The sequence below is a fragment of the Photobacterium kishitanii genome (assembly GCF_000613045.3).
Lineage (GTDB): Bacteria > Pseudomonadota > Gammaproteobacteria > Enterobacterales > Vibrionaceae > Photobacterium > Photobacterium kishitanii.
The window spans coordinates 2,769,061-2,792,939 of the sequence record NZ_LN794352.1 but is presented as its reverse complement, the minus strand read 5'-3'; the positions used below and the strand labels follow the sequence as shown (position 1 = coordinate 2,792,939).

21 protein-coding genes and 2 tRNA genes are annotated in these 23,879 nt (G+C 41.8%); 19 read left to right on the top strand and 4 right to left on the bottom strand.

Going from position 1 to position 23,879, the window contains the following annotated elements; genetic code table 11:
* The first annotated feature begins 34 nt into the window (after positions 1-34).
* The 13 genes from folP (at position 35) to nlpI (ending at position 13,533) form a co-directional block, all read left to right on the top strand.
* Complete coding sequence (gene folP / locus PPBDW_RS13040) at positions 35-868, top strand: dihydropteroate synthase (protein ID WP_036795981.1); 834 nt, start codon at positions 35-37, stop codon at positions 866-868.
* A gap of 81 nt (positions 869-949) precedes the next feature.
* Positions 950-2,287, top strand: a complete 1,338-nt coding sequence (gene glmM, locus PPBDW_RS13035; protein WP_036795980.1) for a phosphoglucosamine mutase — start codon at positions 950-952, stop codon at positions 2,285-2,287.
* 268 nt (positions 2,288-2,555) lie between these two features.
* On the top strand, positions 2,556-2,945 hold the full coding sequence (secG, locus tag PPBDW_RS13030; RefSeq protein WP_081045128.1) for a preprotein translocase subunit SecG: 390 nt from the start codon (positions 2,556-2,558) through the stop codon (positions 2,943-2,945).
* An 11-nt stretch (positions 2,946-2,956) separates the two neighbouring features.
* Positions 2,957-3,041 (top strand) — tRNA-Leu (locus PPBDW_RS13025).
* A gap of 57 nt (positions 3,042-3,098) precedes the next feature.
* A tRNA-Met gene (locus tag PPBDW_RS13020) sits at positions 3,099-3,175 on the top strand.
* 188 nt (positions 3,176-3,363) lie between these two features.
* Positions 3,364-3,819 (top strand): ribosome maturation factor RimP, encoded by a 456-nt coding sequence (gene rimP / locus PPBDW_RS13015; protein WP_036795979.1) that lies wholly within the window; start codon positions 3,364-3,366, stop codon positions 3,817-3,819.
* A 22-nt stretch (positions 3,820-3,841) separates the two neighbouring features.
* On the top strand, positions 3,842-5,329 hold the full coding sequence (gene nusA / locus PPBDW_RS13010; RefSeq protein ID WP_036795977.1) for a transcription termination factor NusA: 1,488 nt from the start codon (positions 3,842-3,844) through the stop codon (positions 5,327-5,329).
* 28 nt (positions 5,330-5,357) lie between these two features.
* Positions 5,358-8,090 (top strand): translation initiation factor IF-2, encoded by a 2,733-nt coding sequence (gene infB, locus PPBDW_RS13005; protein WP_036795975.1) that lies wholly within the window; start codon positions 5,358-5,360, stop codon positions 8,088-8,090.
* Positions 8,091-8,188: 98 nt separating this feature from the next.
* Positions 8,189-8,590: a 30S ribosome-binding factor RbfA gene (rbfA, locus tag PPBDW_RS13000; protein ID WP_036795974.1), complete on the top strand. Its 402-nt coding sequence runs from the start codon at positions 8,189-8,191 to the stop codon at positions 8,588-8,590.
* Positions 8,591-8,592: 2 nt separating this feature from the next.
* The gene (gene truB, locus PPBDW_RS12995) at positions 8,593-9,537 is read left to right on the top strand and encodes a tRNA pseudouridine(55) synthase TruB (RefSeq protein WP_036795973.1); all 945 of its coding nucleotides are present in this window, start codon (positions 8,593-8,595) and stop codon (positions 9,535-9,537) included.
* Positions 9,538-9,738: 201 nt separating this feature from the next.
* Positions 9,739-10,008, top strand: coding sequence for a 30S ribosomal protein S15 (gene rpsO, locus PPBDW_RS12990; protein WP_006646210.1), 270 nt, complete (start codon positions 9,739-9,741; stop codon positions 10,006-10,008).
* A 393-nt stretch (positions 10,009-10,401) separates the two neighbouring features.
* Positions 10,402-12,525: a polyribonucleotide nucleotidyltransferase gene (gene pnp / locus PPBDW_RS12985; RefSeq protein WP_036795971.1), complete on the top strand. Its 2,124-nt coding sequence runs from the start codon at positions 10,402-10,404 to the stop codon at positions 12,523-12,525.
* 105 nt (positions 12,526-12,630) lie between these two features.
* A complete protein-coding gene (gene nlpI, locus PPBDW_RS12980; RefSeq protein ID WP_082386827.1) occupies positions 12,631-13,533 on the top strand; it encodes a lipoprotein NlpI in 903 nt (300 codons plus the stop codon).
* A gap of 66 nt (positions 13,534-13,599) precedes the next feature.
* Here the strand turns inward: nlpI and PPBDW_RS12975 are convergent, their stop codons facing one another.
* From PPBDW_RS12975 to PPBDW_RS12965, 3 genes are all read right to left on the bottom strand, one after another.
* Positions 13,600-14,475: a U32 family peptidase gene (locus PPBDW_RS12975; RefSeq protein ID WP_036795970.1), complete on the bottom strand. Its 876-nt coding sequence runs from the start codon at positions 14,473-14,475 to the stop codon at positions 13,600-13,602.
* A gap of 10 nt (positions 14,476-14,485) precedes the next feature.
* Positions 14,486-15,493 (bottom strand): ubiquinone anaerobic biosynthesis protein UbiU, encoded by a 1,008-nt coding sequence (ubiU, locus tag PPBDW_RS12970; protein WP_036795968.1) that lies wholly within the window; start codon positions 15,491-15,493, stop codon positions 14,486-14,488.
* A 140-nt stretch (positions 15,494-15,633) separates the two neighbouring features.
* Complete coding sequence (locus tag PPBDW_RS12965; protein WP_036795966.1) at positions 15,634-17,673, bottom strand: sensor domain-containing protein; 2,040 nt, start codon at positions 17,671-17,673, stop codon at positions 15,634-15,636.
* Positions 17,674-17,894: 221 nt separating this feature from the next.
* On the opposite strand from PPBDW_RS12965, the gene ubiT reads away from it, so the two are divergent.
* The 5 genes from ubiT (at position 17,895) to rimI (ending at position 21,228) form a co-directional block, all read left to right on the top strand.
* Entirely contained in the window at positions 17,895-18,416 is a 522-nt protein-coding gene (gene ubiT, locus PPBDW_RS12960; RefSeq protein WP_036795964.1) for a ubiquinone anaerobic biosynthesis accessory factor UbiT, read from the top strand.
* Positions 18,406-18,912, top strand: a complete 507-nt coding sequence (locus PPBDW_RS12955; RefSeq protein ID WP_036795962.1) for a GNAT family N-acetyltransferase — start codon at positions 18,406-18,408, stop codon at positions 18,910-18,912. Before ubiT ends, PPBDW_RS12955 begins: the two co-directional genes overlap by 11 nt.
* 213 nt (positions 18,913-19,125) lie before the next feature.
* Positions 19,126-20,223 carry a glycerol dehydrogenase gene (locus PPBDW_RS12950; RefSeq protein ID WP_036795961.1) on the top strand — a complete coding sequence of 366 codons (1,098 nt, stop codon included), beginning with the start codon at positions 19,126-19,128 and terminating at the stop codon, positions 20,221-20,223.
* A gap of 158 nt (positions 20,224-20,381) precedes the next feature.
* On the top strand, positions 20,382-20,783 hold the full coding sequence (locus tag PPBDW_RS12945; protein ID WP_036795960.1) for a DNA polymerase III subunit psi: 402 nt from the start codon (positions 20,382-20,384) through the stop codon (positions 20,781-20,783).
* Entirely contained in the window at positions 20,773-21,228 is a 456-nt protein-coding gene (gene rimI, locus PPBDW_RS12940; protein WP_036795958.1) for a ribosomal protein S18-alanine N-acetyltransferase, read from the top strand. The genes PPBDW_RS12945 and rimI overlap by 11 nt, the downstream gene beginning before the upstream one ends.
* A 78-nt stretch (positions 21,229-21,306) precedes the next feature.
* Here rimI and prfC read toward each other — a convergent pair whose 3' ends face one another.
* On the bottom strand, positions 21,307-22,896 hold the full coding sequence (gene prfC, locus PPBDW_RS12935) for a peptide chain release factor 3 (protein ID WP_036795957.1): 1,590 nt from the start codon (positions 22,894-22,896) through the stop codon (positions 21,307-21,309).
* A 168-nt stretch (positions 22,897-23,064) separates the two neighbouring features.
* On the opposite strand from prfC, the gene PPBDW_RS12930 reads away from it, so the two are divergent.
* Complete coding sequence (locus PPBDW_RS12930; RefSeq protein WP_243423014.1) at positions 23,065-23,868, top strand: TatD family hydrolase; 804 nt, start codon at positions 23,065-23,067, stop codon at positions 23,866-23,868.
* Positions 23,869-23,879: the final 11 nt, after the last annotated feature.

Below are 23,879 nucleotides of genomic sequence, written 5' to 3'. Positions count from 1 at the left end.
GGTTTTTTTTTATTGAAATTTTTGGAGCCATAACATGATGTTAATTAGTAAGAGTAAGACGCTGGATCTTACAACGCCTCAAGTGATGGGGATTGTTAATATTACGCCCGACTCATTTTCTGATGGTGGTAAATATAATCAATTAGAGAGTGCGTTACGTCATGTTGAGTCAATGATCGCAGCGGGTACGGCGATCATTGATATTGGTGGTGAATCGACTCGTCCAGGCGCTGCTGATGTTAATCTTGAGATGGAGCTCGCTCGAGTTATTCCGGTAATAGAAGCAATTAGACAGCGATTTGATTGCTGGATTTCGATTGATACTAGTAAAGCACAAGTGATGACCGAGGCTGTTAATGCTGGAGCGGATTTAATTAATGATGTGCGAGCATTACAAGAAGCAGGGGCACTAGAAGCAGCAGCAAAAGCAAATGTTCCTATCTGCTTGATGCATATGCAAGGTCAACCGCGTACAATGCAATCCGATCCGAATTATGTCGACCTGATCACGGATGTGAATCAATTTTTGCACGAGCGTATTCAAGCTTGTGAGCAATATGGTATTACACGGCAACAGTTAGTGCTCGATCCGGGGTTCGGATTTGGTAAAACAATGGCGCATAATTATCAGCTATTAGCGCAACTTGAGCAATTTCATCAGTTTGGATTACCGTTATTAGCGGGAATGTCACGTAAATCGATGATATCGCAATTGTTAAATATCCCTCCCAGTGATTGTTTAGCCGGCAGTTTAGCGTGTGCGACGATTGCAGCGATGAAAGGGGCACAAATAATTCGTGTTCATGACGCTAAAGAAACAATTGATGTTGTTAAAATCTGTAATATGGTCGCAAATTATTCTAAATAGTTTAGATGTCATTTCATAACAGTGGAAGATTGTAAGCTAATTACAGTCGATATACTTAGTAAATAGAGCTAGGAGCATAAAATGGCTGAACGTAAGTTCTTTGGTACTGATGGTATTCGTGGTCTTGTTGGTGAAGGCCCTATTACACCTGAATTTGTAATGAAATTAGGTTGGGCGGCTGGACGCGTATTATCGCAAACAGGAACTAAAAAAGTCCTAATCGGTAAAGATACCCGTATTTCAGGTTATATGTTGGAGTCTGCTTTAGAAGCGGGTTTAGCGGCGGCTGGCTTAAAAGCTGCTTTTACAGGTCCAATGCCAACTCCTGCTGTTGCCTATTTAACTCGTACATTTCGTGCTGAAGCAGGGATTGTTATTTCTGCATCACATAATCCTTATCACGATAATGGCATTAAGTTCTTTTCAGCGCAGGGTACGAAATTACCTGATGAGGTTGAATTGGCGATTGAAGCTGAAATGGAAAAACCACTAACGTGTGTTGAATCGGCATTATTGGGTAAGGCTTACCGTATTGATGATGCAGCGGGTCGTTATATTGAATTTTGTAAGGGTACTTTCCCTAACCATTTAAGCCTTGAAGGTTATAAAATTGTTGTTGATTGTGCTCATGGCGCGACTTACCACATTGCTCCTAAAGTTTTTTCTGAATTAGGTGCTGAGGTTATTACTATTGGTTGCGAGCCAAACGGTATCAATATTAATGACAAAGTCGGTGCAACTGATGTTGCTGCATTACAAGCTAAAGTTTTAGCAGAAAAAGCTGACTTTGGTATTGCCCTTGATGGCGATGGCGACCGTATTATTATGGTTGATGAGTTAGGTAATAAAGTTGATGGCGACCAAATTGCTTATATCATCGCTCGTGATGCATTACGTTGTGGTGAGCTCAAAGGTGGTGTCGTTGGTACATTAATGACTAACATGGGCATGGAAGTTGCACTTAAAAATTTAGGCATTCCTTTTGTACGTGCAAAAGTGGGTGACCGTTATGTAATGGAAGAGCTAATAAAGAATAATTGGCTAATTGGTGCTGAAAATTCAGGCCATGTTATTTTACTTGATAAAGTAACAACTGGTGACGGTATTGTAGCTGGTTTGCAAGTAATGGCTTCTATTGTTGCAAGTAAGATGAGCTTAAAAGAGCTTAGTGATGGGATGACAATGTTCCCGCAAGTATTGGAAAATGTACGCTTTAAAGGCGATAGTGATCCTCTACAATCAGCAGCGGTTCTTGCTGCAACTAAAGCGGTTGAGCAAAAATTAGGTGATAATGGTCGCGTATTATTACGTAAATCAGGCACTGAGCCATTGATTCGTGTTATGGTTGAAGGCCAAAATGCAGCTGATGTTAAGCAATATGCATTAGAAATTGCAAAAGCAGTGAAAGAAAACTGCTAATGTAATAATTGTTGATAAATGTTTAATTTTTTAAGCATTACTCAATAAGGTGGAGGCTGGCTAATAAAATATGGTCAGCCTTTTTATTTCAATGACTTTGTTTTTGGCTAAATGTTGTGCAAGTGGTTTGGAATATTCACTTTTTAGGTAAATATTACTTGTCACTGTTACAGGGTTTCGCTAGTATTCATTCGCTCTCTAGATAAGAGGAATGCGCTGGCACTGCTAAAGCAAAGCCGGTATAGCAATTTATCCATAGGTGGAACCCATGTACGAAATTCTACTTGTGATTTATCTTGTCGCTGCGCTTGGTGTAATTGGCCTAGTAATGGTTCAGCAAGGTAAAGGCGCAGATATGGGAGCTTCATTCGGGGCTGGTGCTTCAGGAACTTTGTTCGGCTCTAGCGGCTCAGGAAATTTTCTAACTCGAATGACAACACTTTGTGCAATTGTTTTCTTTGCAATCAGTCTTGTTCTTGGCAATATCAGTACCAAGCAAGCAGCAGAGACAAGTGGCTGGGATAACCTTTCAGCACCTGCTACAACACAAGCTGTTGAAAAACAAAAGACTGTAACCACTGATAAAGTAGTTACAGCAGAAAAAACAACTGAGAACACTGCTGAAACAACACCAGCAACAAGTGAAAAATCTCAGTAAGTAAAGATTTAGCCGAGATGGTGAAATTGGTAGACACGCTAGCATGAGGTGCTAGTGCCGCAAGGTGTAGGGGTTCAAGTCCCCTTCTCGGCACCATTATACTGGTTACTTGTAATAGTAACATCTGAACGGTATACTCTGTTCAGAATCGGACGCGGGGTGGAGCAGCTTGGTAGCTCGTCGGGCTCATAACCCGAAGGTCGTTGGTTCAAATCCGGCCCCCGCAACCACTTTCCTGAAAATAGACTATTCTTAATTTTGAATGTTTGTTTTCTTACTAAAACATTTGCTTGCATGGTTTTAGTAATCAGGGTCCAGTAATAAAAAACCCCGTATTCGGGGTTTTTTATTATCTGAAACATGACCATTCAGGTATTTACTGGGCTTTATGCCCTTTTTTTGTTTCCGGGGGGTTGTCTTGACAGCTTTAGAGACACAATTAACCGACTTACTTGAGCCTTCAGTTCAAGCTATTGGCTTTGAACTTGTTGGTTTAGAGTTCATCCGTGCTGGTGAGCACTCCACACTTCGCGTGTTTATTGACCATGAAAATGGTATTAATGTAGACGGTTGTGCAGAGGTTAGCCGCCAGATTAGTGCAGTAATGGATGTTGAAGATCCAATTACTGTTGCTTACCACCTAGAAGTGTCTTCCCCTGGATTGGAAAGACCACTCTTCAAAGCAACACATTATCAACAATTTATTGGTCATGAAGTTAGCTTAGTATTAAAAATGGCGATGGGAAACCGTCGTAAGTGGAAAGGTGACATTGTCGCTGTTGAAGGCGAACTGATCACACTTAACGTAGATGGCAATGACGAGTCCTTTGCACTGAGCAATATCTCCAAGGCCAACCTAGTTCCAAAATTCTAACCGCTAAATTGGGGCATTAGAAATGAACAAAGAAATCTTGGCTGTCGTAGAAGCGGTATCCAACGAAAAAGCTGTTCCTCGCGAGCGTATTTTTGAAGCGCTTGAGATTGCATTAGCAACAGCAACTAAAAAGAAACACGAAGCAGAAATCGAAGTTCGTGTTGTTATCGATCGTAAAACGGGTGAATTCGAAACTTTCCGTCGTTGGAAAGCAGTAGATGAGGTTACGCAACCTACACTTGAAATTACGTTAGAAGCGGCACAATTTGAAGATCCAACAGTTGCACTAGGCGATTATGTTGAAGATGATATTCAATCAGTAACATTCGACCGTATTACTACGCAAACTGCAAAGCAAGTTATCGTACAAAAAGTACGTGAAGCTGAGCGTGAGCAAATTGTGGCACAATTTATTGATAATGAAGGTGAGTTAATCACTGGTATTGTTAAGAAAGTAAATCGTGACGCAGTGATTATTGATTTGGGTAGCAACGCAGAAGCCGTTATCCAGCGTGATGATCAACTTCCGCGTGAAAACTTCCGTCCAGGTGACCGTGTTCGTGGTCTACTGTACAAAGTTGCACCTGAAGCTCGTGGTTTCCAGTTATTCATGACGCGTTCTAAGCCAGAAATGTTATCTGAGCTATTCCGCATTGAAGTGCCTGAAATGGGCGAAGAACTCATTGAACTAATGGGCGCAGCACGTGACGCTGGCTCTCGTGCAAAAATTGCAGTAAAAACTAACGATAAGCGTATTGATCCTGTGGGTGCGTGTGTTGGTATGCGTGGCGCGCGTGTTCAAGCTGTTTCTAGTGAGCTTGGCGGCGAGCGTATTGATATCGTATTGTGGGATGAAAATGCTGCACAATACGTTATTAATGCAATGGCGCCTGCGGAAGTTGATTCAATCATTGTTGATGAAGACAACCACACTATGGATATCGCTGTACAGAAAGATAATCTGGCACAAGCGATCGGTCGCAACGGTCAAAATGTACGTCTAGCATCACAGCTTACTGGCTGGGAACTAAACGTAATGACAGTTGAAGATCTACAGAAAAAACACCAAGCAGAAGCGCAAGCATCAATTGAAGTGTTTACTAAACACCTTGATATTGATGAAGATTTTGCAACTTTATTGGTGGAAGAAGGCTTTACTACACTAGAAGAAATTGCTTACGTTCCATTAAGTGAATTAATGGATATTGATGGTCTTAATGACGAGATTATTGAGCAATTACGTAGCCGTGCAAAAGCTGCATTGACTACATTAGCGCTTGCTCAAGAAGAAACGCTTGATGGTGTAGAACCAGCTGAAGATTTATTAAGTCTGGAAGGTCTTGAGCGTGAGTTAGCGTTTAAGTTTGCAGCAAAAGGTATTTGTACGCTTGAAGATCTTGCTGATCAAGGAACTGATGACTTGACCGACATTGAAGGCGTAGACGATGCAAAAGCGGGTGAGCTAATTATGGCTGCGCGTAATATTTGCTGGTTCAGCGACGAAGCGTAATCAAAAAATAAAGCAAGGGAGGAGCATTATGTCAGAGGTTACCGTTAAAACATTGGCGGAAGAAATTGGTACGCCAATTGACCGTTTACTTCAACAGCTTTCAGATGCTGGGATCGCTAAGAATGTTGATGAAAATGTAAGCCAAACCGAAAAACAGGCGTTACTTAATCATCTCCAAAAGGAGCATGGTAGTAACGGCAATACTGACGGCGCTCCGACTCGTCTGACTCTGCAGCGCAAGACACGTAGTACACTAAGTGTGTCTGGCAGTGGTGGCAAGAGTAAAAATGTTCAAGTAGAAGTGCGCAAAAAGCGCACCTACGTGAAACGTTCAGCACTTGAAGATGAACAACGTGCAGCAGAAGATGCTGTTAAGCGTGAAGCGGAAGCAAAAGCGCAACGTGAAGCTGACATGATTGCTAGCCAAGCCGCAGAAGAAGCAGCAAAACGTAGCGCAGAGGAAGCTGCCACACGTCAAGCTGAAGAGCAGCGTAAAGCAGAAGAAACTGCCAAGCGTGAAGCAGAAGAGAAATTAAAGCGAGACGCTGAGGATAAAGCGAATCGTACCGAAGAGGATAAGCGTAAAGCTGATCAAAAAGCTAAGCGCACCGTCGCTGACAAACAGGCTAAGTTAGATGCTGAAGTACTACAGCGTCGTCTGGAACAGGAAGCCAAGCGAAAAGCCGAAGAAGAAAGTCAGCGTCAGCTAGAAGAGGCTCGCAAAATGGCAGAACAGAACGAGAAAAACGGGGTAAAACCTGAGCAAGCAGTAAGTATGGAAAAATCTGATTACCATACAACGACATCTACATATGCTCGTGCTGCAGAAGATGAACAAGACCGCAAAGAAGAAACTTCTCGCCGTCGTAAAAAGAAAAAACCAGCGGCTAAGCAAGACGAACGTGGTGGCCGTGGCGGTCGTAACCAACGTGGTCGCGGTAAGCCACAAATGAACAAACCAGCATCAATGCAACATGGCTTCGATAAGACAGCACTAGTCGCTAAGCAAGATGTTATTATTGGCGAAACGATTGTTGTTTCTGAATTGGCTAACAAAATGTCTGTTAAAGGCGTTGAAGTTATCAAGGTAATGATGAAGATGGGCGCAATGGCGACTATCAACCAAGTTATCGACCAAGAAACAGCATCTCTTGTTGCTGAAGAAATGGGCCACAAGGTTATTCTACGTAAAGAAAACGAATTGGAAGAAGCGATTCTTTCTAATCGTAACGAGCTAGATTTAATCAAAGTATCTCGTGCGCCAGTTGTTACTATCATGGGTCACGTTGACCACGGTAAAACATCAACACTTGACTACATTCGTAAAGCACACGTTGCTTCAGGCGAAGCAGGTGGTATTACACAGCACATCGGTGCTTACCACGTTGAAACTGACAATGGTATGATCACTTTCCTTGATACTCCAGGACACGCAGCGTTTACAGCTATGCGTGCTCGTGGTGCTCAAGCGACAGATATCGTTGTACTTGTAGTTGCAGCAGACGATGGTGTTATGCCACAAACAATCGAAGCGATTCAGCATGCGAAAGCAGCTGGCGTACCTTTGATCGTTGCGGTAAACAAGATCGATAAAGAAGATGCAAACCCAGACAACGTGAAGAATGAGTTAGCTCAATACGACGTTATGCCTGAAGAGTGGGGCGGTGAGAACATGTTTGTTCACATCTCTGCGAAACAAGGTACTAACATCGATGGTTTACTAGAAGCTATCTTACTTCAGTCAGAAATTCTTGAACTTACAGCAGTTGAAGAAGGCATGGCGTCAGGTGTGGTTATCGAATCACGTCTTGATAAAGGCCGTGGTCCTGTAGCAACTGTACTTGTTCAAGAAGGTACATTGCGTAAGGGCGATATCGTTCTTTGTGGTCTAATGCATGGTCGTATCCGTGCAATGCGCAACGAACAAGGTCAAGAAATTGAATCAGCAGGTCCTTCTATTCCTGTTGAGATCCTTGGTCTTTCTGGTGTGCCATCATCTGGTGATGAAGCAACTGTTGTACGTGATGAGCGTAAAGCTCGTGAAGTTGCACTTTACCGTCAAGGTAAATTCCGTGATATTAAACTAGCACGTCAACAAAAATCTAAGCTAGAAAACATGTTTGCTAACATGGAAGCTGGCGAAGTTGCTGAGCTAAACGTAGTACTAAAAGCTGACGTTCAAGGTTCTGTTGAAGCAATTGCTGACTCACTACGTAAACTTTCAACTGACGAAGTTAAAGTGAACATTGTAGGTTCAGGTGTTGGTGCAATCACTGAAACTGATGCAGTACTTGCAGCAGCTTCTAACGCTATCGTTCTTGGTTTCAACGTTCGTGCTGATGCGTCTGCGCGTCAAACAATCGAAAATGAAAACCTAGACCTACGTTACTACTCAATCATCTACCAACTAATCGACGAAGTTAAAGCGGCGATGGGTGGTATGTTGGCTCCTGAGTTCAAGCAAGAGATCATTGGTCTTGCTGAAGTACGTGACGTATTTAAGTCACCTAAGATCGGCGCAATCGCTGGTTGTATGGTAACTGAAGGTACTATTAAGCGTAATAACCCTATTCGTGTTCTACGTGAAAACGTAGTTATTTACGAAGGTGAGCTTGAGTCACTACGTCGCTTTAAAGATGACGTTGCTGAAGTTAAGAACGGTTACGAGTGTGGTATCGGCGTTAAGAACTACAACGACGTTCGCGTTGGTGACCAGATCGAAGTATTCGAAATTATTGAAATCCAACGTACACTTGATTAATAATCAGTGTAGATAGTTGTTTTTCAACATGATAATGATAATGGGGAGCTTCGGCTCCCCATTCTTTCAAGAGCATTATTCTTAGAGAGAGCAAGACAATGGCAAAAGAATTTAGCCGTACCCAACGTGTAGCTCAACAGCTACAAAAAGAATTGGCTGTGATTTTACAACGTGAAATCAAAGATCCAGCGATCGCAATGACAACAATTTCAAGTGTTGATGTTTCGCGTGACATGAACTACGCCAAGATCTATGTAACGTTTTTCACTATTGGTGAGCAAACGGCAGAAGGTAGCTTGGCTGCGTTACGTGAAATGGCACCTTACATTCGTTCACTATTAGGTAAAGAAATTCGCTTGCGTGTGACGCCAGAATTAAACTTTATCTTTGATCAGTCGTTGACTGAAGGTATGCGTATTTCAAACCTAGTATCAAAAGCGGTACGTGACGATGAAGATCGTCGTGGTGATGAAGACGAAGTAGAAAAAGGCGAGGAGTAAACATGGCACGTCGTCGTAAAGGTCGTCCAATTAACGGTGTGATCTTGGTTGATAAACCAACCGGCATTAGTTCTAACGATACGCTGCAAAAAGTGAAACGTATCTTTTTTGCACAAAAAGCGGGCCATACTGGTGCGCTTGATCCTTTAGCGACGGGCATGTTACCGCTTTGTTTTGGTGAAGCGACCAAGTTTTCACAATTTTTATTAGATTCAGATAAGCGTTATCGTGTGGTTGCTAAGTTAGGTGAACGTACTGATACGTCTGATTCTGATGGTGAAGTGGTTGAAACCCGTGCTGTTAATGTTGAACGTGATCAACTTGAAGCTTGTATCGATAGCTTTCGTGGCACGACAGATCAAATTCCATCAATGTACTCTGCATTAAAGTACCAAGGCCGTAAATTGTATGAATACGCGCGCGAAGGAATTTCAATTCCTCGCGAGTCACGTAAGATTACGGTGTATTCGGTTGAGTTACTACGCTTTGATAACAATGAAGTTGAAATGGAATTACATGTGTCAAAAGGCACATATATTCGTACGATTGTGGATGATTTAGGCGAAATGCTAGGTTGTGGCGCTCACGTGACTTATTTACGTCGTACAGGAGTATCTAACTTTCCGTATGAACGAATGGTTACTATTGAGCAATTACAAGCAATGCTTGATCAAGCTAAAGCGGATGAGATTGAACCGGGTACAGTGTTAGATGCGTTATTATTGCCAACTGATACTGCGGTGCAAGATTTACCAGAAGTGAACATCAGTGCTGAATTAGCTGTTCATGTGCTGCATGGTAATCCTGTCAGTGCGGAAGTTGTCCCTGCTGAAGGCACATTAGTGCGTATTACCGTCGGTGAAGCAGCTGAATTTATTGGTGTTGGTACCATTGATGCGAAAGGCATGTTGGCACCAAAGCGAGTAATGGCAAACGAACAAGAATAATAATGACACCAGAAAATCGCAACTGATTGTGAACCGCGAATCATCTTGATTATCGGGAATAAGTCGTTTGAGATTAAAAATAACACTGGTTAATTATTCGCTTGTAGTTAGTACCGCTGATCAGTATAATCCGCGGCTTGGGTGTCGGCTGAATCAGAGATTGGCGGCACAAATTAAAACATCTTGTATTAGGAATGAGTTATGTCTCTGAATGCAGAAACTAAAGCAGCAATCGTTGCAGATTACGCACAATGTGAAAATGATACTGGTTCTCCTGAAGTTCAGGTTGCACTTTTAACAGCGCAAATCAACCACCTTCAAGGTCACTTTGCTAACCACAAGCATGACCACCACAGCCGTCGCGGTTTACTACGCATGGTTTCTCGTCGTCGTAAGCTTCTAGATTACCTTAAAGGTAAAAACCTAGATCGTTACCAAGACTTGATCAAGCGTCTAGGCCTACGTCGCTAAGATTGCTTTAAGAAAGGAGCCCTAGGCTCCTTTCTTTTTATCTGCTCTTTTTATTATTGATACCGCTATTATTGATTCGTTCCCCTGTCATCTTTCGCAATTTCGTCTACTATCTGTACCGGAGTTAAGCTCAAGTTTGTTGTATGAATGCTTATGCAAAGATATGATAGGTGTCGAGTAAATAACTGTACACATCCACTTGTTATGACTTCGCGAGTCGTTTTCGTCGACCTTCAGGTCGCGGCTAATGAGAGTTTTTTCATGGCTAAGAACTTTCATTAGTCGCGATACGTGAAATCACTACAAAAGTGGACATCATTACATGACGCTTATGTTTGTGTTGGTTATAATTGACCAGCAAATAGAAAGCGGAATATATTTAAGGAAATTCACGTGAATCCTATCGTAAAGACTTTCCAGTACGGTAACCACACGGTTACTCTTGAGACTGGTGTTATAGCACGTCAAGCGACTGCTGCAGTAATGGTTAGCATGGACGACACTTCAGTGTTCGTTTCTGTTGTTGGTAAGAAAACAGCAGTGGAAGGCCAAGACTTCTTCCCGCTAACAGTGAACTACCAAGAGCGTACTTACGCTGCAGGTAAAATCCCTGGTGGTTTCTTCAAGCGTGAAGGTCGCCCTTCAGAAGGCGAAACACTGACTGCACGTCTAATTGACCGTCCAATCCGTCCGCTATTCCCTGACGATTTTAAAAACGAAGTACAAGTTATTGCCACAGTAGTTTCTGTAAATCCTGCAGTTAACCCTGATATGGTAACAATGATTGGTACATCAGCTGCATTAGCTATTTCTGGTATTCCATTCAATGGTCCTATCGGTGCTGCACGTGTAGGTTACATTAACGATCAATTCGTTCTTAACCCAAGCAATGTAGAACTAGAAGAAAGCCGTCTAGATCTTGTTGTTGCTGGTACTAAAGATGCTGTTCTAATGGTTGAATCAGAAGCTGATCGCCTATCTGAAGAGCAAATGCTACAAGCAGTAGTGTTCGGTCACGACCAACAGCAAGTTGTTATCAATGCAATCAATGAGTTTGCAGCTGAAGTTGCAACACCAGCTTGGGATTGGACTGCTCCTGCAGAGAACACAGCACTTAAAACTAAGATCGCTGAACTTGCTGAAGCTAAGCTTGTTGAAGCTTACCAAATCACAGAGAAAATGGCGCGTTACGACCGTATTCATGAGATTGCTGCTGAAGTAAATGACACGATTCTTGCTGAAGATGTTGATGCAAACGCGAAAGAAATTCATACTATCTTCCACGATCTAGAGAAGACTGTTGTACGTGGCCGTATCATTGCGGGTCTTCCACGTATCGATGGTCGTGAAAAAGACATGGTTCGCGCGCTAGACGTACGTACTGGTGTACTTCCACGTACTCACGGTTCTTCACTATTTACACGTGGTGAAACGCAAGCACTTGTTACTGCAACACTTGGTACACAACGTGATGCTCAAATCATTGATAGCATCATGGGTGAGAAGAAAGATCACTTCCTTCTTCACTACAACTTCCCTCCATACTGTGTAGGTGAAACTGGTTTCGTTGGTTCGCCTAAGCGTCGTGAAATTGGTCACGGAAAGTTGGCGAAACGTGGTATTCAAGCTGTTATGCCTTCTGTTGACGAGTTCCCGTACACAGTGCGTGTAGTATCAGAAATCACTGAATCTAACGGTTCATCTTCAATGGCTTCTGTATGTGGTACTTCACTTGCTCTTATGGATGCTGGTGTGCCAATCAAAGCATCTGTTGCGGGTATCGCAATGGGTCTTGTGAAAGAAGGCGATGATTTCGTTGTTCTTTCTGACATTCTTGGTGATGAAGATCACCTAGGTGACATGGACTTTAAAGTAGCGGGTACTGACGACGGTATCACAGCACTTCAGATGGATATCAAGATTGAAGGTATCACTAAAGAGATCATGGAAATTGCACTTAACCAAGCTAAAGGCGCGCGTAAGCACATCCTTAGCGTAATGGATAACGCAATTAACTCTCCTCGTGAAGATATCTCTCAGTTTGCTCCTCGCATTCACATGATGAAGATCAACCCTGAGAAGATCAAAGATGTTATCGGTAAAGGTGGTGCAGTTATCCGTGCACTTACTGAAGAAACTGGTACTACAATCGAAATCGAAGACGATGGTACAGTGAAGATCGCTGCGACTGAAGGGACTGCTGCACAAGAAGCAATCCGTCGTATCGAAGAAATCACAGCTGACGTTGAAGTTGGCCGTGTTTACACTGGTAAAGTAATGCGTATCGTTGATTTCGGTGCATTTGTATCAGTTATCGGTGCTAAAGAAGGTCTAGTTCACATTTCTCAAATCTCACAAGATCGTGTAGAGAAAGTGTCTGATTACCTACAGATGGGTCAAGAAGTTCAAGTTAAAGTACTTGAAATCGACCGTCAAGGCCGTATCCGTCTAAGCATGAAAGAAGCAGTAGAAGCGCCAGCCGCAGCTCCTGCACAAGACGAGCAGCCACAAGGCTAAACGTTTTGCTAATATCATGATATAAAGGGGCTTAATAGCCCCTTTTTTTGATCCAAATATTATCATAGACGCTGGATCGTCATTGATGTCACAGGGAGAAATGAGTTGATAATACGCCATCTTCAATATGTTGTAATTGCGTCAGTGCTGATGCTGAGTGGTTGTTCAGCAATGCCAACAACATGGACCCATCCGCCAATGGCGATTCCTTATCAACCTAGTTTGCAGCAGCAAATCCAGTTGGCACGAATTGAGCAAATATTACAGCAACCCAATATTCCTCAAACAACATTAGCGACCATTTATTATGATCGCGGTTTACTGCATGACAGTTTAGGTTTACGTGATTTAGCCCGACTTGATTTTAATAAATCGCTAACGCTAAACCCTAACCAGCCTGATTTATATAATGTTGCCGGGGTTATTTTTACTCAAATGGGGTTGTTTGATTTAGCTTATGAAGCGTTTGATTCTACTTTGGATCTCGCTCCAGAGCATCCTTATGCACACCGTAATCGTGGTATCGCGCTGTATTATGGTGAGCGTTACGATTTAGCGAATGATGATTTATTGCCGCATTACCAGCAGGATATTAATGATCCTTATCGAGTGATTTGGCTCTACATTAATGATTTGAAATTTGTGCCAGAGCAAGCTCAAACATTACTTCAACAACGTTATGCGGCGAGTGATAAACAAGATTGGGGCTGGCAGATTGTGCGTATGTATCTTGGTGATATTAGTGAAGAGCAATTTTTAACTGAGATTGCCGAGCAGAGTAAAGATAATCAACAGTTGGCTTTGCGATTAACTGAAGGCTATTTTTATTTAGCGCAGCGCTATCAAAATCAACAAGATTATTCGACTGCAGTTATGCTGTATAAACTTGCACTAGCGGGTAATGTGTATGAGTTTGTTGAACATCGACTGTCTTTACTTGAATTGGATCGTATTTTAACCGCTGAGCAAAATGCAGTACCAGTAGAACCAGTTCCTCCAAGCGCATAGTCATCATGATTTTCTATAAAAATAGCCGCTATGAAGAGCGGCTATTTTTTTATTTTAATAGAACCACTAACGAATATCTAATCCTGCAAGATTATGCCAATAGCCATTACATTGATGACCATCAGCCAGAGGATGACGAATCGTGCTTTGCTCATTAGCACGGAAATCATCGATTAAGGTGAGGGTATCAAGTCCCATTGGGCTTAACCTGACTACATCGACCATATCTTTCATGCCTTTCAAATCGTTGATCAAGTTATAGCAGTAGCCTGATTGGGTTTGAATGCCATTGAGGGTGAAGATTTTTTGATCTTCTTGACTGTTAACAGTGATCCCTTGTGGATACTTGATACAACAAGTCTCACAATCATCTTTAGCTTTATTTTCAGCTCGAGCAGTAAAGCAGCGGGCTGAATAGGCAAGAGGTAAATAACCATAGCTAAAGACTTCGGTTTCGAATTGTTGACGGATACCTAAAGCCTCACATTCGGTAAGTGTGTTAGCTAACCAATCACGAGACAGTTCAACCGGCATACACCAACGGGTCATGCCTTGTTTAACAAATAGTTTGAGGGTTTGGGCGTTATAGCAGTTAACCGCAGGACCAACCACAAACGGCACCTTGCTTTGTGATGCAAGTTGAATCGCAGATACATCGTTAGCTTCAACAATAAAGTCGCCGTTATCGATATATTTTTTCATGATGTTAACTTCGCTAGGCGCTTCTAGCAATGCCATGGTTGATAGCACGACTTGCTTACCATTGGTGGCAAGTTCTTTCGCAATATCTATCCATTGGGCTGGTTTTAGGGCGCGACGTTTAGAGCACACCGTCTCACCTAAATAAATAATATCAACATTACTGTGCTTTGCTTGCTGATAAAAGGTTTCAACATCATGCTGAGGCCAAAAGTATAATAATGGCCCTAGTGAATATTTCATTAATGATCCCTTATTGCCATTTGCGGTGGTATGCACCTAACGTCGTTTGCTTACCTTCAGACAGGTTACCCAGACATGCATTCCATGCTGGATTAACACTGTAGCCTTCAGGATTTGCTAAATAGTGGTCAATTGCTGCACGCCAAGTACGGGTTACTTGCTCAACATAAGCAGGGCTGCGTTGGCGACCTTCAATTTTAACTGATGCAATATTAGCCTTAAATAGCTCAGGTAAAATTTCTAGGGTATTAAGGCTAGTTGGCTCTTCTAGTGCGTGATAGCGCTTGTTTTCACCGTCGATATTAATATCAAATCGGCCTTTACATAGCGTGGGATAACCAGCATTTTCACCTTTAGTATAGCGATCAATTAAAATTTCATTTAAGCGCGATTCTAATCCTTGTGGTGTTTCTTGCCAGCGAACATACTTTGCTGGAGAACAAGCACCAACCGTATTAGGGGATTCGCCGGTCATGTAAGATGATAAATAACAGCGTCCTTCAGACATAATACATAAACTACCAAAAGCAAAAACTTCTAATTGCATATCAGTATTACGGGCTAATTGCTTAACTTGATGAATAGAAAGTACCCGCGGTAACACGACGCGTTTGATATTGAAATTTTGTTGGTAATAATCGATTGCAGCGGTGTTAGTTGCTGATGCCTGCACTGAGAGATGTAACTCTAAATCAGGGTAAGTGGTTGCTGCATATTCAAGTACGCCAATATCTGCCACGATCAGAGCATCAACGCCCATTTCCGCTGCGTTATCAACCGCTTTAGTCCAGCGACTAAAGCCATCTGGGTGAGCAAAGGTATTTAAAGCCACATGTAATTTACGATCGTGATCTTTTACATATTGTACGGCTTTTTCAAGCTTGCGATCAGTGAAGTTTAAACCAGCAAAGTGGCGGGCGTTAGTATCGTCCTTAAAACCAATATAAACTGCATCCGCACCGTTATCGATAGCTGTTTTTAATGCTGGAAGATTACCAGCAGGGCAAAGAAGCTCCATGTTATTTATTATCCAATCTTTGCATAAAAGCGATGCCATCATAGTAAAAGTGTTTATGGCAGCAGATCTTGATGTTAGGCAGGTTTGGTTGATATTAAACAATAAAATTGTTACTAAATGATCGTGTTTTGAGGCTCATATCAACCATTAAGATAAACTTTTTCCTTTAATAACAAGTCTTCAAGTTCTTGCTTTGGCATTGGGCGGTGAAAATGAAATCCTTGAATATAGTCGCAATTAAGGTTTGATAGTAAAGTTGCTTGTTGGCGAGTTTCAATGCCTTCTGCCACCACACTCATGTTGAGTGATTTACCTAAATTGATGATATTTTCGATGAGGGTAATTTGTCTTGGAATGGTATCAATATCTTTAATAAAAGCGCGGTCAATTTTGAGTTCATCGAGCGGAAATCTCGCTAAATAAGACAATGATGAATATCCGGTACCAAAGTCATCAATAGATAATGCAAATCCTTGTTGTTTAATGGCATTGAGCATTTGGATGGTATGTTCACCGTCACTCATTACCGAACTTTCGGTAAGCTCAAAGGTAAAATCCGCCGCATTGATTCCTGTTGATTGACGTAGTTTATCGACAAAACTAATTAATTTAGGATTTTCAAATTGTTGTGATGATAAGTTGATTGCTACTCGCCCTTTTAAGAGCTGTTGTTTTTTCCACTGCTTAACGGTAGTAAACACCTCTCGCATCACCACACGACCTAGTTGCTCGATGAGACCAGATCGTTCAGCAACAGGAATAAATTGGGCTGGGCTAATGTAGCCCTCAACGGGGTGCTTCCAACGAACTAATGCTTCTGCACCGTCAATTTCAAAATTTTTGGCGTTAACTTTAGGTTGATACCATACTTCTAAGCCATTATTTTGCAGTGCTTTTTGTAGTTCTATTTCCAGCCATAATCGCATTCGAGCTTCTTTACTCATTGCATCACTGAAAACCACTAACCGATTTCGCCCGCGATTTTTGGCCTCATACATTGCAGTGTCGGCATTTTGCAACATCATGCGCGCATCATGGCCATTACCCGGCGATTTAACCATCCCAATTGAGCAGGCAAGGTGCTTACTAAAATAACGCAGATCAAAGGGTTGGTTAACTAACGCAATGATTTGTTCGGCAATTATTTCACCGCTATTTTCATGTTCAGGGTGCGCCAGTAAAACGGCAAATTCATCACCACTTAAATGACCAATAAGCGCATTTTTAGGTAGCAGTTGTTGCAATCGCAGCGCAATTTCTTGAAGGACTTTATCACCAATATGATGCCCTAATGAATCATTGATATTTTTAAAGTTATCAATGTCGATATATAGCATAAATAGCGGTGTATTGGCTTTCATTAGCAGTTCGAGTTGGCGACTAAAGCCATAGCGATTATAAAGGCCCGTTAAAGGATCCAGTTGAGTTAATTGCTCAATTTTATGCTGTTGTTCATCAGTGCTGGTGTCGGGAGTGAGCTTTATTAATAATGCTGCTTCTCCCATCATGGTAATAGCCGTTGTCGTTACCATCAATGGTGAGTGATCATCATTATGAGCAGAATAATAATGGCGATTATTGTTATGGATTGCTTGAGCGAATGTTTTACTGTGACAAGGTTGTTTCTTATTATCGAGTAACACATGATCAAGTGCTTGTCCGAGTAAGGCATTTTTTGAGGTCATACCCAATAGTTCAACGGCGCGTTGATTGGCATTCATGATGATATTTTTTTCAATCACACAGATACCGTCAGTCATCAGATTTTGAAGTTGGGTCAGTTGATGCTCTGATTCTTGCAATGAGTTAATTAATACATGGCGTTCTGAAGTATCTACGGAATGTAAAATAATATGATCAATTTTACCGTCGGCATTCGTTAACGGTGCCAAGCTAATGTGCAAACTGGTGTGATGATCAGTGTCATTGATAATAATTTCAGCTTCAATAACTTCACCATTAAATGCACGTTCGTAATAAGGCTTTAAGCATTGATAGTAGTAGTTACCAAGGGTGTCAATATCATTACTACCAATGAGTTCGTGTTGTGGTTTACCACTGATATCACTATAACGATTATTAACACTATGATAGTGGTGTTGGTCGTTAAGAATCGCAAATAGGAAAGGACTATTATTTGTCAGTAATGGAAACCAATAGTCAAGTTGCTCTATTTGCATGAATGTCTAATCCTTAGCGTTATATTTGAATGTTAATAATAAGTTGGTGCTAAATCATAGTTAGTGTAAATGTTAGTGAGGGTAAATATAATGTTTATTAACAAAATAATAGTGAGTTTTTCTAGAGCAGTTGCTTTTTTTTGACTCAAGGCATAAAACAAATGGCTAAGATTGCCATACAATTCATTTTTAGCGTTCGATTTTAAACAGGAATACAAATAGTGATTGCTCAACTTAGAAAAAAATTGGTTCAACGCGGCCCGGCATTATTACGTGTCCCTGCAAAGCTAACCCCGTTCGCTATTCAAAAGAAAATGATGCTCGATGGCTTGGCGATGGTTTTTAAAGAAGCCTTAGAGGACGGTGATTTTGAGTTTCTTGAAGATCGTTGGCTAAAAGTTGAGGTGCGTGATTTAGGGTTACAGTGGTTTATTAGTTATCAAGATCAACAGTTGGTTGTTGCTGAGCAATGCGACCAGCATGATGTAAGCTTTAGTGGTGAGTGTAATGACTTAGTATTAATTGCGGCACGCAAAGAAGATCCTGATACACTGTTCTTCCAACGTCGTCTTCGTATAGAAGGGGATACTGAACTGGGGCTGGAAGTAAAGAATTTGATGGATAGTATTGATCTTGATTCTTTACCTTCGCCGATAAAATTTGTGTTACAGCAATCAGCTGATTTTATTCATCAGGGAATGCAGACTAACGTGATTGAGAAAGAGGTTATACATGCTCATTAGATCTGAAGCACCTGCTGATATTCTATTAATTGATGCATTGTTAAAATCAGTTTTTGAGACTGACGCCGAAGCTAATTTGGTGATGCGTTTACGTGAAAATGGCTGTCGTACATTGTCATTAGTTGCTTGTACAGATGATGGTGAAGTGATTGGGCATGCTTTTTTTAGTCCGGTAACTGTCGCTGGACAAGAAACGAATTGGCAAGGTCTTGCTCCTTTAGCTGTGCGTGAGGATCATCGCCATCAAGGGGTTGGTCTAGCATTATTAGCTGAAGCGCAAGCAACGTTAGCCGATTTTGATTATCCGACAGTGGTGGTATTAGGTGATCCTAATTATTATCAGCGAGCGGGTTATCAACCGGCACTTAAGCATGGTTTAACATGCAGTTGGCCCGGCACTGAAGAGGCTTTCATGGTGTTAGAAGTTGTGCCTGGTAGTGTTCAACAATATCAAGGTTTGGTTGAATATTGCGAAGAGTTTAATGCGTTAGTCTAATCATGTGCTTAATAGCCACAATAAAAAGCCACACCGGACATTAACGACAAAACGTTAATAATGGTGTGGCTTTTTGGTTTTTATTAATAACCTATTCATAGATTGGTGCAACAAGGTTAATATTGAGAATTAAGAATTCTTTATTTGTCATTTAGCTTAATATTTAGTGGTGGTATTTTGTTGCTAAGAAATAATTCTTAAGGAATAGCATCGATGATCCCACGTAGTATTACCTCACCTAAAAAATTTATTATTGGCCAAAACCTGTTACCGCAACTGGATGGGTTTATTAAAGATTTTGGTAATAATGCTTTATTGATTTGTGATGAATTTATTCTTAATAAAGTACAAGCTGAAGCATTACCCTCTTTACAGCAAGCGGGCATTACCGCTCATGCAGAACAATTTCAATATGAATGTACTGATACTGAAATTGGCCGTATTCATGAGATAGTAAAACACCACGGCGCAAATGTTGTGGTGGGTATCGGTGGTGGTAAAACTATGGATGTTGCCAAAGCGGTGGCGCATTTTGCTAAAATTCCAGTGATTATTTTTCCAACCATCGCGTCAACGGATGCGCCTTGTACTGCATTATCAGTGATATATAAAGACGATGGTGAGTTTGATCGTTACTTGTTCTTACCTCAAAATCCAGATGCGGTTATAGCTGATACCGGTATCATTGCTGCTGCTCCAACGAAGTTTTTTGCTGCAGGTATTGGTGATGCTCTTGCTACTTTCTTTGAAGCCCGTGCGTGTTGTTATGCCGATGGGCTAAACTTAGTTCAAAAACGAGTATCACGTACCGGTTTAGGCATGGCACTAATGTGTTATGAACTGATTGTTGAAAATGTTGAAATGGCTATGGACGCAGCACGTCGTCATGTCGTTACTCCTGCATTAGAAGAAATGGTTGAAGCGACTATTTATTTAAGTGGGGTTGGTGCTGAGTCTGGCGGTTTAGCTGCTGCACATGCGATCAGTAACGGTATGTCATCATTACCACAACTACATCATATTCAGCATGGTGAAAAAGTCGCTTTTGGTTTACTAACCCAGTTAGTATTAGAAAAAGCTGACGCAGAAGAAATTGAAAACGTTATTTATGTTATGAAAACAGCAGGTCTACCATTAACACTTGCTGATTTTGGTATTGAAGAAATGGTTGAAGCTGATTGGCGTCAAGTCGCTGAAATTGCTTGTGCAGAAGGTGATACCATGGGCAATATGCCCGTTAAAGTGAATGCAGAGCGTGTTTACCAAGCAATGGTTGCTGCAGATGCATTAGCTCAACGTTACCATGATTAATGATTAAGCTTGATGATAACTGAATAATAAACAATGCCGACTTGATGTCGGCATTGTTGTTTTTAGACAGTGGAATACCGATGGCTATAGTTTATGAGTACAAACTGACGTGGATTTGTTAGGATCAGTCTCCATTTATATTCCATAGCAGGTAGGGTATGAAGCAACGCGATATTCAGGTGTTACAGGAAATGGGGATCACTTATTGGCAAGTACGAAAGCCAGAACTTTTTCCTAACCAAGTGCTGCCTGTGATCAATCTACCCGCTGAGTGTAAGCTGCTCTTTATTACAGCAGAGGAATTGGATGAGCATGATGCTTGGTTGTTTGGACGAATTTTATCTAGTATGAAATTAGCCCCATCTCAAGCCTTATCATTGCCGTTATCGGCGCTTGATCAAATCGCAGAGCACCATTTAGATTGGTGTTGGTTTGCTGGCTGCCAAGGGGCGCACCCTAGTGGCTGTCAGGTACTGAATTCGGCCTCATTAAAACTAATGCATAATGATCCTTCATCTAAGAAGGCGTTATGGCAACAGATTTGTGGTTATGACTCATAAAATTATTCCGTTAGAAGCGCACCATACTGATGATGTTTGGCGTATAGAACAAGCCGCTAATACTTTTCCATGGGCAGAATCAATGATCCGTAAGCAACCGAATCGCATAGCGGCTAACTATGTGTTAGTGGTTGACGAGCAGGTTGTTGGTTATTGTTTTGGACAATTGGTCGCAGGTGAAGGCACATTACTTAATATTGCTATTGATCCAGCTCAACAGCGTAAGGGTTACGGGAAGTTGTTACTTAATGGTTTTATTGATGCACTAGAAGCGAAACAAGCGGAAGAAATTTGGCTTGAAGTACGAGAAAGCAACCTAGGTGCTTATAAATTGTATGAAGCGACTGGATTTAATGAAACCAATCGTCGCGTAGGCTATTACCCAGCGGTTGATGGGCGCGAAGATGCGTTGATCATGGCCTATATGTTTATGCCTTTTGGCTGATTAAGCTATAAAAGCACCAATAAAAAGGCCGTATTCAGATGAATACGGCCTTTTTTGTATTAATAACCAGAAAGTAGATTAGTGCTCACGCGTTGCGCGGAAATCACCTTCAGGGAAACGTTCTTTAGCAAGGTTTAGATTAACCATTGTTGGGGCGATATAAGATAAATTATCACCGCCGTCTAATGCTAGGTGTGATTGGTTCTTACGCTTGAATTCTTCAAGTTTCTTAGCATCGTCACATTCAACCCAGCGCGCTGTTGCAACGTTAACGCCTTCATAAATCGCTTCAACGTTGTATTCAGCTTTAAGACGTGCAACAACCACATCAAACTGAAGTACACCCACCGCACCAACGATTAAATCGTTGTTTTGTAGTGGACGGAATACCTGTACCGCACCTTCTTCTGAAAGTTGTACTAAGCCTTTTAGCAATTGCTTTTGCTTAAGTGGATCTTTTAGACGAATACGACGGAATAGTTCAGGGGCAAAGTTTGGAATACCGGCAAACTTAAGGTTCTCACCTTGAGTAAAGGTATCACCAATTTGAATTGTACCGTGGTTATGTAAACCAATAATATCACCCGCATAAGCAACTTCAGCGCGAGAACGGTCACCGGCCATGAAGGTTACTGCATCAGAAATACTTACGCTCTTACCAGTACGAACATGGTTCATCTTCATACCTTGGTTGTAAGTACCTGACACTATACGCATAAATGCAATACGGTCACGGTGCTTTGGATCCATGTTAGCTTGGATTTTAAACACGAAGCCTGAAAATTTCTCTTCAGTCGCTTCTACTTCACGCGTATTTGCTTGACGAGGTAATGGTGCTGGAGCCCATTGAGTTAAGCCATCAAGCATATGGTCAACACCAAAGTTACCCAGTGCAGTACCAAAGAAAACAGGCGTTAGCTCACCAGCTAAAAATAGCTCAAGATCAAACTCATTTGATGCACCGATCACTAATTCTAGTTCTTCGCGCAAGTTTGCTGCCAAATCACTACCAATAGCCACATCAAGCTCTGGGTTATCTAAGCCTTTAATGATGCGTTGTTCTTGAATAGTATGGCCTTGACCTGTGCTGTACAGAATCGTTTCATCACGGTGAATATGGTAAACACCTTTGAACTCTTTACCACAACCAATAGGCCATGAGATAGGTGCACATGCCATACCTAGTTCAACTTCAACTTCATCAAGCAATTCCATTGGATCACGTGTTTCGCGGTCCAATTTGTTCATGAAGGTAACGATAGGTGTGTCACGTAGGCGAGTAACTTCCATTAGCTTACGAGTACGATCCTCGACACCTTTAGCGGCATCGATAACCATTAGACAGGAGTCAACGGCTGTTAGGGTACGGTAAGTATCTTCAGAGAAGTCTTCGTGTCCTGGAGTATCAAGCAAGTTAACCAAACAATTGTTGTAAGGAAACTGCATAACCGATGTGGTTACCGAGATACCACGTTCTTTTTCCATCTCCATCCAGTCAGATTTTGCATGCTGGTTAGAACCACGACCTTTTACTGTACCAGCTTTTTGGATCGCGTTTCCGAACAACAATACTTTTTCAGTAATGGTGGTTTTACCCGCATCGGGGTGGGAGATAATAGCGAAAGTACGACGTTTAGATACTTCGCCCTGAAACTGTGTTAGCGACATTAGCATGTTCTTTTTGAATGGAGTGCATTATCCGCTATTGTCGCTGATTTTACCCTTAGACTCAATCTAGCCGCAGTGAGAATTACCAACAAAGATAAAGAATGACGTGTTTGACGGTTAATTTGAGTAATATTAACCATAATACTTGCCCTAATAGAGACTCAAAGTATGTCCGTAGTAACTAATCATTCAGTCATAATAGATAGCCATTGCCATTTTGATTTCGCTCCGTTTGCAGAAAATCCGCACCAAGCGTGGACACAAGCACAGCAAGCTGGCGTTAAAGCGATGGTTATTCCTACGGTTGGTCGCAGTAATTGGCAGACAGTTTCTGCCTTATGTCAGCAATTCTCAGGCTTATATTATGGGTTGGGTATTCATCCTTTTTTTTACCACCAACATAGTTCTGAGGTTGTTGCTGAATTAACAGCACAGCTTGCTGAAGCAAAAGAAGATGATCGTTGTGTGGCTGTGGGAGAGTGTGGGTTAGATTTTGCAGTAGCTGGCGCTCAGCGAGAGCAACAACTTGAATGGTTACGAGCACAATTGCAATTAGCCAATAGCTATAAGCTACCTGTAATTTTGCATTGCCGTAAAGCTTTTCCTGAATTGGTGCAGTTACTTCGCCAACATCCACCCATGGCGGGAGGTGTTTATCATGGTTTCAGTGGCAGTTACCAGCAAGCTACTCAGCTTGTTGATCTTGGTATCAAAATTGGAGTTGGTGGCACAATTACCTATAGCCGAGCTCACAAAACGCGTACAACAGTCGCGAAATTGCCGTTATCAGCATTATTGTTGGAAACCGATGCACCTGATATGCCTGTCGCAGGTTATCAAGGTCAGCCGAATCGACCTGAGCGGTTAGTCGATATTGCGATGGTACTGGCTGAAATTAGAGCTGAGGATTATGCACAAGTCGCACAGGTCACAACCTTAACAACGGCTGAATTATTTCAAATAAAGCTGTGATTCTGCTGCCA